Origin of the sequence: Sporosarcina gallistercoris, assembly GCF_050459885.1 — a bacterium.
GTDB classification, from domain to species: Bacteria; Bacillota; Bacilli; order Bacillales_A; family Planococcaceae; genus Sporosarcina; species Sporosarcina gallistercoris_A.
In genome coordinates this window covers 1-14,783 of the sequence record NZ_JBCMNO010000023.1, presented here as the reverse complement: position 1 = coordinate 14,783, position 14,783 = coordinate 1, and the positions used below count along the sequence as shown (strand labels likewise).

Annotated in this window: 17 protein-coding genes; 13 read left to right on the top strand and 4 right to left on the bottom strand. The window is 35.8% G+C overall.

Annotated features, from left to right (window positions below):
- Positions 1-136 precede the first annotated feature (136 nt).
- The 3 genes from ABE021_RS13580 (at position 137) to ABE021_RS13570 (ending at position 1,824) form a co-directional block, all read left to right on the top strand.
- Complete coding sequence (locus tag ABE021_RS13580) at positions 137-715, top strand: DUF6518 family protein (protein ID WP_430289352.1); 579 nt, start codon at positions 137-139, stop codon at positions 713-715.
- Between the two features lie 85 nt (positions 716-800).
- Positions 801-1,292: a YjdJ family protein gene (locus ABE021_RS13575; protein ID WP_430289350.1), complete on the top strand. Its 492-nt coding sequence runs from the start codon at positions 801-803 to the stop codon at positions 1,290-1,292.
- A gap of 136 nt (positions 1,293-1,428) precedes the next feature.
- Positions 1,429-1,824: a topoisomerase gene (locus ABE021_RS13570; RefSeq protein ID WP_430289347.1), complete on the top strand. Its 396-nt coding sequence runs from the start codon at positions 1,429-1,431 to the stop codon at positions 1,822-1,824.
- Positions 1,825-2,480: 656 nt separating this feature from the next.
- On the opposite strand, the gene ABE021_RS13565 is transcribed toward ABE021_RS13570, so the two are convergent.
- Positions 2,481-2,738 carry a hypothetical protein gene (locus tag ABE021_RS13565; RefSeq protein ID WP_430289345.1) on the bottom strand — a complete coding sequence of 86 codons (258 nt, stop codon included), beginning with the start codon at positions 2,736-2,738 and terminating at the stop codon, positions 2,481-2,483.
- Positions 2,739-3,111: 373 nt separating this feature from the next.
- Positions 3,112-3,255 carry a hypothetical protein gene (locus tag ABE021_RS13560; RefSeq protein ID WP_430289344.1) on the bottom strand — a complete coding sequence of 48 codons (144 nt, stop codon included), beginning with the start codon at positions 3,253-3,255 and terminating at the stop codon, positions 3,112-3,114.
- Positions 3,256-3,623: 368 nt separating this feature from the next.
- Here ABE021_RS13560 and ABE021_RS13555 point away from each other — a divergent pair, with 368 nt between their 5' ends.
- The 8 genes from ABE021_RS13555 (at position 3,624) to ABE021_RS13520 (ending at position 9,348) form a co-directional block, all read left to right on the top strand.
- Positions 3,624-3,824, top strand: coding sequence for a hypothetical protein (locus ABE021_RS13555; protein WP_430289342.1), 201 nt, complete (start codon positions 3,624-3,626; stop codon positions 3,822-3,824).
- Positions 3,802-3,960 (top strand): hypothetical protein, encoded by a 159-nt coding sequence (locus ABE021_RS13550; protein ID WP_430289340.1) that lies wholly within the window; start codon positions 3,802-3,804, stop codon positions 3,958-3,960. Before ABE021_RS13555 ends, ABE021_RS13550 begins: the two co-directional genes overlap by 23 nt.
- 248 nt (positions 3,961-4,208) lie before the next feature.
- Positions 4,209-4,763, top strand: coding sequence for an RNA polymerase sigma factor (locus ABE021_RS13545; protein WP_430289339.1), 555 nt, complete (start codon positions 4,209-4,211; stop codon positions 4,761-4,763).
- Complete coding sequence (locus ABE021_RS13540) at positions 4,756-5,511, top strand: hypothetical protein (protein ID WP_430289338.1); 756 nt, start codon at positions 4,756-4,758, stop codon at positions 5,509-5,511. The genes ABE021_RS13545 and ABE021_RS13540 overlap by 8 nt, the downstream gene beginning before the upstream one ends.
- On the top strand, positions 5,508-6,383 hold the full coding sequence (locus ABE021_RS13535; RefSeq protein WP_430289337.1) for an ABC transporter ATP-binding protein: 876 nt from the start codon (positions 5,508-5,510) through the stop codon (positions 6,381-6,383). The genes ABE021_RS13540 and ABE021_RS13535 overlap by 4 nt, the downstream gene beginning before the upstream one ends.
- On the top strand, positions 6,383-7,633 hold the full coding sequence (locus ABE021_RS13530) for a hypothetical protein (protein ID WP_430289336.1): 1,251 nt from the start codon (positions 6,383-6,385) through the stop codon (positions 7,631-7,633). Before ABE021_RS13535 ends, ABE021_RS13530 begins: the two co-directional genes overlap by 1 nt.
- A gap of 13 nt (positions 7,634-7,646) precedes the next feature.
- Entirely contained in the window at positions 7,647-8,774 is a 1,128-nt protein-coding gene (locus ABE021_RS13525) for a hypothetical protein (protein ID WP_430289335.1), read from the top strand.
- A 334-nt stretch (positions 8,775-9,108) separates the two neighbouring features.
- Positions 9,109-9,348, top strand: a complete 240-nt coding sequence (locus tag ABE021_RS13520) for a hypothetical protein (protein ID WP_430289334.1) — start codon at positions 9,109-9,111, stop codon at positions 9,346-9,348.
- 1,151 nt (positions 9,349-10,499) lie between these two features.
- Here ABE021_RS13520 and ABE021_RS13515 read toward each other — a convergent pair.
- Positions 10,500-10,667 carry a hypothetical protein gene (locus tag ABE021_RS13515; RefSeq protein WP_430289332.1) on the bottom strand — a complete coding sequence of 56 codons (168 nt, stop codon included), beginning with the start codon at positions 10,665-10,667 and terminating at the stop codon, positions 10,500-10,502.
- Between the two features lie 458 nt (positions 10,668-11,125).
- On the opposite strand from ABE021_RS13515, the gene ABE021_RS13510 reads away from it, so the two are divergent.
- Entirely contained in the window at positions 11,126-13,111 is a 1,986-nt protein-coding gene (locus ABE021_RS13510; RefSeq protein WP_430289331.1) for a hypothetical protein, read from the top strand.
- A gap of 77 nt (positions 13,112-13,188) precedes the next feature.
- Positions 13,189-13,665: a hypothetical protein gene (locus ABE021_RS13505; RefSeq protein ID WP_430289329.1), complete on the top strand. Its 477-nt coding sequence runs from the start codon at positions 13,189-13,191 to the stop codon at positions 13,663-13,665.
- A gap of 415 nt (positions 13,666-14,080) precedes the next feature.
- On the opposite strand, the gene ABE021_RS13500 is transcribed toward ABE021_RS13505, so the two are convergent.
- A partial coding sequence (locus tag ABE021_RS13500; protein ID WP_430289328.1) for a mandelate racemase/muconate lactonizing enzyme family protein occupies positions 14,081-14,783 on the bottom strand: 703 nt, incomplete at its 5' end.

Genomic DNA, 14,783 nt, shown 5'->3' with positions numbered 1-14,783 from the left:
TGCTGATTTACAACGATAAGCATTTATGGGGCATTGAAAGATGATACAATTCAACAAACGGGCCAGTTTATTGAGAGACGTATTGTCTCGTTCTTTATGTAAATAAGCTGACAGAAAATGTGTTTGGGAAATTGGAGTGGGGAATTTGAAAAGAAGAATAGCAATCCTCATATCTTTGTTATTTGCAAGTCTTGGCTTTGGTGTAATTACCAAGTACTTAGATTCCGTGCCTTACTTTAGTGATGTATTCACCAGATTGGGCATTTGGGTATTTATCGGGACATTAATAGCGGCATATAGTAAAACTCCAATTCGAGCGGGCATCCATACAATGATTTTCTTTCTAGGAATGCTTAGTGGTTATTACGTATACTCTGCGATGTTGTTTGGTGTTTTTTCGACAAGTTATATTTTATACTGGGGCGTTATAGCCTTAGCTTCCCCTTTTTTAGCGGCTATTGTATGGTTCGCTAAAAATAACAGTCGCTCAGCTTTTATTTTACCTGCATTTCCCATGGGATTAATGTTAAGTCTTTCAGTGGGAGTGGGTATATTCTATGTGTATCTGAATTATATTACAGAACTAATTATGTATTGCGTTTTATGTATAATTTTTTATAAAGAGCCGAAGCAGATGATGTTGATAATACTTTTTTCTGTTTTACTAACTTTTATTATTAAACAGTCACCATTGTCATGGTACACCGCATTTTAACAGTTATTGATGAATTAGGGTATCACTTCAAACGATCCAAATTATTCAAGATGGGAAGCATCTTAAAATAAATAAGGGGGAAGTCATGAAATATGCCGTTCAATACTTAATAGCCTCAATGCTATTAGCTTTTTCAACGTTTATAGCATGGTATGAAGGGAGCGCAATTAAGGACGTCCCGTGGGAGTGGAAGCACACTGCATTATTTTCAACAGTATTTAATGGACAGATTACAAATAACTCCGATATATCACAATTAGACTATTTTATCTATGCAGCAAAATTTCATCCTGTGTATCCTATATTAATTCTATTTAGCTTATCTTATATCGCAACTTTAAGCGGTTACTTACTACTTAAAAATAACATCAAAAGATTAACAGTCTTTCTTTCTGCAATTAGCATAATCCACGTTTTATTAGGTTTAACAATATATAGTTCACCAACAGTAGGAGGGAAATATTTCACCTTTGCTTTTCTTTTTAATGGGTTAATCAATCTATCTCTTGCTATTTTGTTCTTTTTGAGGATGCGAAAAGGTACTAAGAAGAAAGGGGATTTTATATTTTTTACTTAACAAGGCTTAATCGCATAACTTTGGCCAGTTGTGGAAGATTGTATTTTAATTTGAAACTTCCACCAATAAATATCGTCAAATTTATGAATGGAAAATTGTTGTGGAATTCGTAACTTTTGAAAGGGTGGGACTAGAAATGATTGAAAAAGCTATAATTTCAGGAGTATTGTTCAGTTCAATTTTTTTAGTTGGGTGTAATGGAGAGAAAGAAGAAGCATCAGAATTAGTATTGACCGATAACGAGCAGGAAGTAGTAGTTGATGATCAGGGGGATGCTGAATTATTAACAGAATTACAAAATGAAATAATAGCAGCTATTACAGAAAAAACAGAGATTGATAGTGAGTCAATAGCAATAACGTTAGGTGGTAATGTTAAAGAAATTTCTGTATCAGTAGGTTTCCCAAAGGATGTAAAAGTTGATGATACGATGATCCAACAAATAGTTGAGGATTCTATAAAGAAAGTTTCTGAAGCAGAAAACGTAACAATTAGCGAAGAAAATATAACAATAAAAATCGAGAAATACTAATGGGGAACTTAAGCAAACGGGCGCGATTGCGGAATAAGTCTAATTAAAAAAAGATTTCCTATCGTTTGTGAGGAAATCTTTTTTTGCTGTAAGCTACTTAACATTGTGAATCCGCATTTCCCTGACTGTACCCCTGTAAGGCTTTCTAGTAAACAACCTATGCCGAAAGACAAAATCACGAAGTTAAAACTGAGTGCCCATATATACGCAGTGATTTTTTCTAGGAAAATCACTGCGTATATTGGGTTTCCTGCAGGGGTTAAAAAATAGAAATCCAAAAGAATATCAAAGATGAAAAACAGACCTTGCCCCTTCGAGACAAACAAATACGTTCTTCCATTCCATGTGGTCTTGACACGCAAGAACCTTTTCCGTGAGTTTCGCGAGCCAGAGCCACCTTATAAAAAATGAAGGCGGCTCGCTAGTAGAAAGTTTATCACGGAAAATTGCATGTCAAGGCAGACCTGCAAGCAGGCACATTCCATGGATCATTCCGTTTGTTATGTTCTTCAAACGGTCCATTCCTTTTCACATCGTTTTAAAGCCCTTTTAAAGCCCCTTGATTGCGCTTTAGCCTTTTCCTTATCTTATAAATACCTTTAAAATATTTAAAAGCCCTTAAAAGACCTGTAAAAGTCCTTTAAAAGCTTTTAATTTTAATTCTCATATTCATTTTGCTTCAAAGACCAAATAAAACGTTGTCTGCTGCGTCTCCAATCTGGTGACTTAATCCAGGGATGTTTTCCTTCGTACGTTTCAATATCACTTTCCAAATACAAAGCAGTTCGTCCATTTCCAACAAACTGAATCGGCTCCGGAAAATCATTACCGTCCTTTTTCTCATGGCTACTTTGTCTTGGCATTTCCCATCGAGTAGACAAATCAGCAATTGTTAAAACCTTTGGAAACTGCATAACTCAAATCTCCTTTCTGTTAACTAGGATCACTCTGAAAAGGGCGAGTGCCCATCTATACACTGACACTTGTCAGGTGCTCCGAAGGGCGTCCTCCGGCTGTAAATAATGCTCCGCATTTTACCCGCAGAGGCTGAGAAAAAGAGAAACTAATACCGCTCGTTAATAATCAGATACCCGATAAATTTCGATAGCTTTCGGAACACATTTCAAATCAAATTTTCCATGAATTGTTCTTATCAATTCCTTAATTTTCTCTTCTGTCGCTGTAAATCATCCGGAAACTGCTTTTGTAGTTTCTGGGCACATAGGTGATAAAAATTATCCAGCAACTTTGTTCAAATAATTTAGGAATAAGCTACATTTACCACGTTTATTTTCTTCTCAGATCTTCCAATTTCTTTAGCAAACCTTGTCGCTTGTTCTCCACTTCAGCATCAGATTCTTTTTCATTTGACTCGATGCCATCATCTTTTTCTTTAAACCAATCAGGGATAATTTCTTGTCGGCCAGTCACTAAAATAACGCTTTACTGCTTAACTTTTTTATCATTTTGTTTAATAGTAATAGGATTCATATTACTAGCCATATTTTTCCCTATACAAGATATAGATCTTGTAAGTAGTTAAGAGCTGTTGGAGCTTCAAAAAGAATATGCGATAAACTATCCCATCGGAACAGGGTTATTCTACTTAGGTCTGTTTCTAATAATTGTAGTAATTATTCTAGTCATTACTAAGTTAATAAGATCAAAAAAAGTAATAAGTATTCCTTAATCGGGCCAGCTTAAGAAGCTATTAAAATCTAGATTCTTTGAAACTGTCGATTGAAAATGTGAATAAAGGGAAAATATTATCTGAGTAGTTTATTCAGAGGAGGGAGAAAATGAAAGGTATATATAAATATCGGTGTATATATGCCGTAATTGGTGTTGTATTTGCTTTTATCATTACTCAATCCAGTCTTGATGATCGAACACAACGCTGGGTATTGGTAACTTATATTGTATTGGGAATTATAGTTGCGGAATATATTGGGAGAAAAATTTTGAAGAAAAAAGTAAATGCAAAAACTGATCACAAGTGAATTGAAAACCCTTATTTGTCTTAAATTAACGGGCGCGATTCTTGAAGAAGGATTTGTCCTCTTTCAACAAACGGGCCAGATTGTGGGAGAAGAGTTATCATTGGTGCATTTGACGAACAGTTCAGAGGTCATGTGATTGACCATAAATCGTTGTATTTAGTGATGATTAGACCGATACATGTATTGCATATTCTATCAAGTGCAATTACAAACAGCAAATTCAATAAAACGGACATAGTTTTCAGTAGTTTCAGTGCTGATTATATGAATAAAGGGTTTCCAAATGGAGACCTTTTTTATTTATTTACAAATCGCCAAACTTTTTGCAGACTAATTACGAATATACTTAAGAGACAATGATATGTGGAAAGCATGTGGTGAATCATGGACAAAGAAAAACGATTGATTAAACAAATACAGACGAATGTGAGTGAATCAGCAGCAAATGAACTCGTTTCCAAGTATTACAAAGAAATCTATTCATTTAGCTATAAACAAACATTGGATCATGAACTCTCACTGGATTTGACACAGGAAATATTCATCAGTGCATTGCAATCCATTCATACATATGACCGGAAAAAAGCTTCGTTTCGGACATGGCTTTACAGGTTGGCGTCGAATAAAATCGTGGATTACTATCGGTCTAAATCTTATCGATACACGCAAATGGCTAGACAAATTGATGACTACAAGATTATGGACGAAGTAGATATGGTAATTTCACTTGAATACAAAGAAGATGTTGAAAAAGTGACTGCAATCGTAAACGAGTTAGAATCTAGCGCACAACAGATTATCCGACTTAAACTGTTCGGAGAGTACACTCTGAAAGAAATCGCTACAATGGAATCCATTCCTTTGTCGACAGTGAAAACAAGATACTATGCATCCTTAAAAAGGATACGTACAGAAATGGAGGAGAGGAACGGTGAATAAGGAAAGATTTAACGTCCCTGAATTGGATGATCAAACTGTTCGGATTCAGATTGAGAAGATTGTATCTGTAGGCGTGAAACCTAAACAAAATTTCCATTCGTATTTGAAGTCAATGATGCAGCAAGTCGGCTTACGGCATATATTCTCTGATCGTTTGGAAATCACATTCATTACATTACTAGTTACAATGATGATCGGATTGATTGTCTTTCTTCCATACTATAGTGAAATTCATGAAATGTATGGCTACATCTTTTTACTATCACCAATTCTGTTTCTGGTCTTATCAATCTTCACGTATATACGGAAAACGCAGAATCATACGTATGACGTGGAAATGTCTTGTAAATATAACGTCTATCAAATTATCGCATTTAGGATGCTCGTTTTCAGTGTGTTTTCCATTGTGCTAAATACGATTGCCGTAGCAATTCTAGCTATACAATATGAAGAAATTCAATTCATGCGGGCGTTTCTACTTTCGATTACTGCTTTATTTTTGTTTTCCATTCTTTTACTATTTGCGTTGATGAAGCGAAGAACGACAGTAATTGTTGTCGGCACAATTATAGGATGGACAATCGGAAATCTCGTTTTACAGTCGATAAATGTCAACTTATATAATGATTTGCTTATGAAAACACCGATTGTTGTCAATGCAGTAGTTTTACTCGTAATTGTATTTATGTATGTACGGTATTTGAAAAAATTAATACAGTTCAAGCAGACGGAAGGGGTATTCGAATGATTGTTGTAAAAGATGTAAGCAAGCAATATGGGGACTTTACTACATTACAAAATGTGAATCTCGAGTTCGGGAATGGTCTTTATGGTTTACTAGCACCGAATGGAGCTGGAAAGACAACGTTAATAAAAATGTTGGCGACATTGATATCCCCGACCAAAGGGGAAATTTTTTATAACGGAAAGAATATTAACGAAATGGATGACCGATATCGGGAATGTCTCGGCTATTTACCGCAGCAATTCGGCTACTACAAAAACTATTCACCTAAGCAATACTTGCTCTACTTGGCGGCGCTAAAAGGAATTGGGAAAAAAGAAGCCCTCAGTAAGATTGACGAATTATTAGAAAAAGTGGCGTTAAGTGAAGTGATGAATAAAAAGATGAAGAAGTTTTCTGGTGGGATGATTCAACGTGTCGGCATTGCGCAAGCGTTACTGAATGATCCTGAAATTCTTATTTTGGACGAGCCGACAGCGGGACTGGATCCGAAAGAACGTGCACGTTTCAGGCATTTGCTAACGGATCTTGCTCGTGATCGTCTTGTCATCATATCAACGCATATCGTATCGGATATTGAATCGATTGCAAATGAAATAATTATGATTAGAAATAAACAGTTGCTCTATAAAGATTCGGTTGCAGACATATGTGCGACGTTAAATGGGAGTGTTTTTGAAACAACCATCGACTTTGACCAGTTGGAATACTTTCGACAAAAATACATCTTACTTTCCGAAAAGCAGGAATACGGAAAAATGACCGTTCGTTTTATTCATAAAGGAAATTCTGAAGATGATTGGACATCTGTTCCTCCGCAACTGGAGGATGTATTCTTATACGAATACCGTGATGAGTTAGAAGGGGAAAACTAATGCGCATTTTCCTTCATGAATGTAAAAAGGCACTGACATCGCCTATTTTAATTGCATTACTTATCGTCTTCTCTGCTTTTAATATCTTCATCATCGTCAGTTCATCCGACCATAAAAAAGAATTGAAAATGGTGAATGAAATTATTGATCGATATGGCAGAGAAATAACAGAGGAATCGCTGAAGCAGTTTGAAATAGACATTCAAAGTGACCTCTCAGGGTTAACGGAAATTACCGGTAAGCAATTTGAGAGTATCTATGATTTTTTGGATGGTTTAAGTTATGAAGAGCAAGAGCTTTACAGTGATAAAGAATGGGATTTCTTCAATAGCTTGCAGTTGAAGGAAATGTACTTTAGCATGGCAAATTCCATTGACGATAGTTATGCGGAAATTGATGTGCAAGATGGGGCACGTGGTGATCTAAAAGGTTATGGGATAAGCGGAAAAGCCGCTGAAACTTATTTGCGAGAAAATGAAGAGTTTGCGAAACGTTTTAAGGAAATGATCAAAAACGAAGAGCATAAAGAGTGGTTTTTTGCAGGTAAGCCGTATTTCATGCATAGTTTTCTCTTCAAGACGATATTCATGCACATCATAATTGAGTCACTGCTGTTGATAGTCTTGATGACCGCGCTAATTACGACGTATGAGTTTGAGAACAGGACACAGCTGCTTACATACTCGACACGCCGCGGCAGAAGATTAATGAAGGACAAGTTGGCTGCTTCATTGGCAGTTTCTACAGTTATTTCGCTATTTTTATTCACAATTACGCTCGGAACATATTTCTTCCTATTCGATTACTCACATGTTTGGAAAACGTCGATTAGCAGTGCGTTCAATTGGGAAAATCCTTTTCCTTATGTCTCCTGGTGGGATCTATCCGTAGGTGAGTTTTTAGTGGGAGTACTTATACTTGTTTTTATCATCCAGTTACTATTTTCAGGTTTGACCTTTTCCTTAGCTGTCATAGTGAAAAACAGTTACATTACATTTTTTCTCGTTGCAACTTTATTTATCCTAGCATGGCTTTTACCAACCTTCATGCCGAAGTCCTCCAACCTGTTTTTCGTATCATCATATACATTATCAACACTAACGATGGCAATATCGCAATCGTTCATGGGAAGCAGCGGATTGATTCTGTTCAAAAACTTTGAATGGATGACAATTAGCTACTGGACGATTATTACGATTATTTTTTGTACCATAACGTATAAACGCTTTAGAAAAATGGACATTCAGTAAGGGGGTAGTGACAATGCGTGTATTATGGAATGAATTGAAGAAGATATTGACGTGGAAGATGCTTATATTGCTTATTTTTATTAACAGTGTGCTCTATTTTCTACTCATTGAGTTCGATATTGAATACTTCCCAAATGGCAGTGACAGTTATTATTATAATTTGGGGATTGAAATGGTTGAAAAATATGGTGCGACCATGGATGAAGATGAGTTTATCGACTTTAAAAAGACATATGCTGAGGAAGTTAAGAAGGCAGACGACTATTTGCAGTCCAGAGAAGAATACGTTAAAGAGGGACTGGAAACGTATGGAAAACTTCGAGATTATGACTGGGTGAATCTTTCGGGAAAAGCAAGTGAGCTTCGTGATGATTTGTTTTTCAATCAATCGACCGATTTGTTTTGGGAATTACAGGCGAGAGAGCATGTGCTTGATTTCTTTGAGTATAAAGAAACCATTACAGAAGAATTTAATAAGCGACAGAAAAAGCGTTTCGAAGAATTGATTGCACAAGAAAAATTTGGTGTATATACGAGTAGTGCAATAGAAAATTTTCAAAGTTTTATTGCAAATGTTGGTATCGCGATACTATTCAGCGTCGTACTAGTCATCTCTCCAACTATCTTGAAAGATCGTTCGAGACAACTTGTGCCACTACAATATACAACAAAAAAAGGACGAAATCTTTTTAAAACAAAAATCTTTGCAGGAGTCATTGCGACATTCATTGTAATTACAGCCCTGCTCACCGTGTATTTTAGCTTATATTCTTTGAATAACACATCCATGTTTTTTGACGTTCGAGTTAATACCTTTATTGGAAATGTCTCTTGGTTCGACCCGACATTCTTCCAATTCATATTGCTGTGCATTGCAGGAATCTATATTATCGGGCTAGTCTTTGCATTACTTTCCATGGCATTTTCAAGCTTAGTTCCGAATATGGTTTCATTGATAGGCATCCAAATTCCTTTTGTAGTCGGATTTCTAATCATTGGATTGTATCCTTTGCTACCGAAAATGATTTCCATATGGAATCCGAAGTGGCTGTCACTTATTTCTTATTGTGCGATGATTATCATAGTGATTATATTTACCGCGATTTTATGGAAACGAGAAAAGAAATTAGATATTTTATAATGAATGAACGAGATCCCACGAAAGTTTATGTTTTTTTGTTTTGATAAATAATAATTTTTTAATCAATTCGATTAATTCATGTAAGAGTTTGATACAATTAACATGAAATGATAGTTTATTTAGTACAGCAATCGGGCGCGATTGCTTAATAAGTGATCGCTCTATATCTCAATCAGACCAAGTTGTTGAGTATTTTAGATATACAAATTTTGATATAGCTACTCGCCCAATGTTGCTGAATGTACTTTATACTTATTTGTCATATTTTTAATAAAAGGTAATCAAAAAGTCGCAGAGTAGATGCGCTGCTAATAAAAAAGGAGGTAAATACTTTATGAGTATGTCTGCCAAAATGTTTGGAGAAGTTTTAGGCAAGACAGCAAGAGAGGTGAATTTACTTTTGAAAGAAAGGGGTTTACTCGATGGTAAACCAGGAAATTGGAATTTAACAGAACTAGGTAAGCAATTTTGTGAAGTTAGGAAAAAGTACAATGGTTATGGAGGATATGCTGCACGTAAATGGGATTTTCCTATGTGGGAGGAAAAAATAGTCGATAAGTTACAAAATAAATAATCCTTAAACGAATAATTCGGCTATTCGAAGGGATGGAAAGTGAATGTGTGATGTTTGTAATATAAAGGGATCTGTAACTGTTGGAACAGTAGTAAGAATAGTTAGAATATGTAAAATGCGGATTGAAAAGGATAAGGGGAGGCATTTGGCGGAAAAGCAATCCCTTGTTTACGTGACAGATATTGCTAGTAAAGGAGAGGGCTTTTACGGACATGTCATAAATCTTAATAAAAATAAACTTCAAAAGACCAATGCTCATTTTAGGGATTGCGAATTTAAATCGACAAACTATAAATGGAATAATGACAATACATTAACATCTTCAAGTCACTCATCATAAAAAGGTATTGTGCCAGAAGTAGGGACAATTCATGAAGAAGAATTGAGTCATAGTTAGTAGTGGAATCTGAAGAGTTACGTAAAGCAAGGGGATGGCTATGAATAATTTTCAACGAGTAAATTCTATCAGTAATGCACACGTTGGAAGGGATTTTGAAGAAGTAGCGCGACTATACTTTCAAAAACAAGGGATTATGCTCAGTAAATGCTTTGGTTTACCTGTTGGTGTTAATGATTTCAAAATAACCATGCATTTGATTTAGGGAATGCATCAAATGAATTTGAAAAAGTTATTGTAGAATGTAAATCGCATAGATGGACTTCGGGCGATAAAGTACCAAGTGCCAAGTTGACTGTCTGGAATGAAGCAATGTACTATTTTTTACTAGCGCCAGCAGAATACCGTAAAGTATTTTTTATTTTAAGAGATTACAGTGTAAAGCGCCAAGAAACACTGGGTGAATATTATTTGAGGACATATAAGCATTTGATTCCAGATGATGTGGAAATTTTAGAGTATGACGAAATACAGATATCCGTTCACATAATCAAAGGCTCTAATGATTGATAAAAGAGAGTTGCTCAAGAGATCATTTTTATTTAAATAATTGTTAGGCTTCTTCTCTAACTATTGGGTGCTGCGGGGCTCACAGTATCTTTCTAATAAATTTGAACGTGAATATACCCCATAGTATCGTCTTCTAATCCAGACAATGCTATGGGGTATAGTTTTGTTTATTATGGATACTATAAATGGATAGCTTCTAGAAGGGGATTGGAGTAGATCTCTGATTCGCAGTAAGGATTTCTAATCATTCTATCGCTCCTGTCAGGCTAAGAATGATTCTCGCCCGCAATTGTTTTTCATTTTCATTTGAAATCTCTTCTGTCAACTTGCAAGCACGAACGGATGAAAATTCACGAATGATACTGTCATCTTCCACAACTACTTCTGTAGGAGCACTGGTATCAATATTCAATGCATGTCTTAATTCCTGAAAAATATTACTTCATCTTAATTCATTGTCGTTACGAGGCATTCCCAGAATTTTCAAATCCCATTCCATTTTTCTAACTCACCTATTCACTTTTAGTTCTCTCTGCGGGTTGTTTATCCATTTTCTTTAACACCTCTCGTTGTTCATCCTGCGAAAGGTTGGTGTAGAGCACTGTAGTTTCTATCGTACTATGCCCCAGTTGATCACGAAGAGCGACGTTAACGTGATTTTTGAAAAAACATCAAAAGCTCCAATCCTTTGTGCCACAAGGGATTGGAGCTTTTTTGTAGTTAGCGGAACGAGCGGAAAAGGCGATTAACACTAAAACACTAAAAGTTGACTTCAATAAAGCAATTGACACTTCAGCAGCTAAATTTGAAGTTAAACGTGGATCCATTGTTATTCCTGTTACAGCGAAATTCAGCGATGACAAAAAATCTGTGGAATTAACTTCTTCTGTTGTACTTCCAGCTGGTGATTATACTGTTGCTGTTAGCGGTGTTGAACTTGCAGAAGGTAAAGACAAAGGTTCTGTAACTGTAGCACCTGAACGAATTGAAGAAGTTAAACTTGCAGTAAATGGATATAGAGATGCATCTGCCCCAACTACTGTTAAGTTAGCATATACTGCATATAACCAATATGGTGAAGACATTACTACTAACTTCACTAAAGAAAAGTTTGCAGTTACTTCAAACAGAGGAATTATTACTGCTAATGAACCATCTGATAAAGGTGTAATTACCGTAACAGGCGTATCTAATGATGTTACAACTTTATCTTTAACACTTGTTGACAAAACTTATGGAAAAACTACAACACAAACTGTCAATGTTCGTGATTCAAAAGCTCTTGGTTCTATTGAATTAAGTCAACCAGTTTTGAAAGCTAACAAAACTTCATTAGAACAAGTTGACACAAATGTCGTTATTCCGCATACTGCTAAAAATCAATTTGGTGAAGGTGAAAAGTTGGTAGTCGGGACTGCTGCGGCTAATGGTTTCACTATCATTTCTTCTGACAACACTGTAGTTGATCCTTCAGATGTAAAAGTTGACACAGTCGATGGTAAAGCTCAATTAGTTATTGCTAAATTCGGTTCATTCAGTGGATCTAAATCAGTAACATTGACTGCTATAGCTAATGCTACTGGTACATCTTCAAAAATTACTTTCTCAGTAAATGGTGCATCTGTTGCTGACGCACCAGTACTTGTTGCTCCAACAAGCAATCCTGGTAAGGGTGAAAACCCAGTGTATGTAGAATTGAAACTTACTGATAACTATGGTAAAGAAATGAAAGCAAGCGATATCGTTGCTGCAGCTTCTGGTTTAACTGTAGTTTCGGGTAACACAAGTAAAGTATCTGTTAATTCACAAAAAATTGTTGAAATCGACGGTAAAGCTTATATCTCACTTAAAGCTGAAGACAATGGTACTGCTAATGTAACAGTTACAGTTAACGCAACTGGTAAATCTGCTACTCTTCCTATTACTGTTGTAGATGCTAAAGTTCCAGCTGGTGTTACAGTTTCAACTGATGCAAATTACGCTGAAGTTGGTGGTGTAGTTAATCTAAAATTCGCATTTAAGGATCAATATGGCAATGCTATCGATACTTCTACTAACAAGGTTACTTTCACTGTAGAAGGAACAGCATTCACTGGTCTTACATCAGGTGATAAAACAGTATCTGAATTGAAAGATGGACTTGCATTAAAAGCTACTGCTAATGATAAGACTTTCAAAATTAAAGCGGAGTTGAAAGATGCTGCGGGTGCCGTAGTTTCTACTCAAAACATTACTTTACAAACAATCAAATCCGATGATGTTTTAACTTACTCAATTGAACAAGTTCCTACATTATATGGTGTTTCCACTAATGATAAAGATTCTGACCATGCAGTAGATTTGAAATTAGTAGGATTACTATCTGGAAACAAAGTTGCTCTTCCAAAGGGGTATGCAACATTTACTTCTACAAACTCAGCAATCAAAGCTGATACAACAGATATGAAGGTTTGGGCTGTATTCCCTCAAGGAACTCCAGCAAATGTTACTGAAACTGGAACAATTGCTCTATGGCAAGGCGCTACTAAATTAGCTGAAACTACTGTTACTGCTAAATCCGAAACTCCTGTTATTACAACAGCTACAGCTGAGAAAGCTAAAATTACAGTTGATGGCTTAACAAAAGAGCAAGCACTTGAAGCAATTAAAGCTAATGTTGAAATTAAAGATCAATACGGAGTATTAGTAACTCCAAAAGCTGGAATTAATGGTTCTTGGACATCCACAAAAACTACATTAACATTTACTGGGGATGCAATTCAAACATACTCAGCAGGTACATCTACAGTAGGATTTGTAACTTCTAACGGAAAAGTTGTAACTTTTGAAGTTTCTGTTCTTAACCCAGCTTCATAAGATGCTAAATTGACATAATTTAAAACCCTCTAAGTTACGATTTAGAGGGTTTTATCTTTTTAGGAGAATAGATTGTTATGCTTTCAACTATTAACATAAATCCTCAATTAACTAGTCTTGAAATAACAGAATACTTTAAAAGGTACGATGACCCTTTTTATTTCTCCTTTTCTATAAATGAATATAGAAAAAATTTAGATTTTGGCAATATCCAATATTCAGTAGCATTAAATCCCATCAAAAATATAGATTTGAAACAATTCAATCACTCTGTTGAAGAGGGTCAATCAGAAATACACTTAGAGATAGAGAGTATTAATGGGAAATACATCTTAGTTGCTTTAACCTTAATTAATAATACGCAAGCGCCAATACAACTATCAAATATTGCGTATAAAATAGTTGATAAATATGATAATCTAGTTTTTAATTCCTTATTGAAAAGTGATATTTATGAAGCTAAGGAAAAAACATACAGTAAATATCGTATACAAATACTAAATATAACTTCTTTAAAACCTTTTGAAAAATATAACATTTTTATTGGTGGATAATATTCTTTCTTAAGATTGGAAAATCCCTGCTTAAAATATTATGCCTATGCACTGTAGAATTAATACACTAACTGCATAACTTGTTATGTGAATGAATTGGGAATTCTTTTTACTGAACTGCCCGGTAAATGTTAGACACCAACTAACATTTACGGGGTGTTTTTTTAGGTTTCCAGATCATCTACTTAGTCCTTAATCTTCCTCTTCACTTGAAAACCTTTAGGTGCCAGGTATTCGGACTGCGCACAATTAAAATGCTAATCAGACAATTTGAGATATGAATGAATAGAAGAGTCCTCTATCGAGCAATGAATCGAGCCCCAAATGAAAGTCACTTAAAAAAAGTGACCCCATTTGGAATTCGGTTCAGAGACTGGTAGAAGGCTCTTCTTTTTGAATAAGGAAAAATGGTGCATCAACAAATCTTTACATAGTGACTTGTCAGCTCTTCTAGTATTGACTCATCCACATCAATTCCAAGCCCAGGCGTTTCTTTAAGATGGACAAATGGAACTTGAATGTCTAATGTGGCCACATCTTTACTGAACATGAGGGGTCCGACGAGCTCGTTACTTTTGATGCGTTTTTTTGCTATTGAAATATGCAAACCTGCGGCTGACGCTATGGCGGACTCTACCATCGAACCGATCTGGCATGTATAACCGGCCAGTTCGGCTTGGTGAACGAGTTGAGTTGCTGGATAGAGGCCGCCACATTTCATCAATTTAATGTTGATCATATCTACTGCGCGTTTCACGGTAATTTCATTCATTTCTTGTTTGCCATGTAGTCCTTCGTCTATCATGACGGGTACTGTTGCTTTTTGTTTGATCTCTTTTAAGCCATCTATATCTGAAGCAAGTACTGGTTGTTCAATCCAATCAATCTCGCACGCTTTGATCCGGTCAAGGACGTACATGGAATCCGCGCTTGTTTCCCATCCTTGGTTGGCGTCTACTTTAATAGATATGTCGAATCCTACTGCTTGACGTACAGATTGGATGCGCTCAATATCAAGTTTCTTATCGATTCCGACCTTTAATTTTAGGATTCTGTATCCTTCTTCAACAGCCAGCTTCGCTTCTTTGGCCATTTCTTGTATTTGGCAAGTAGAAAAT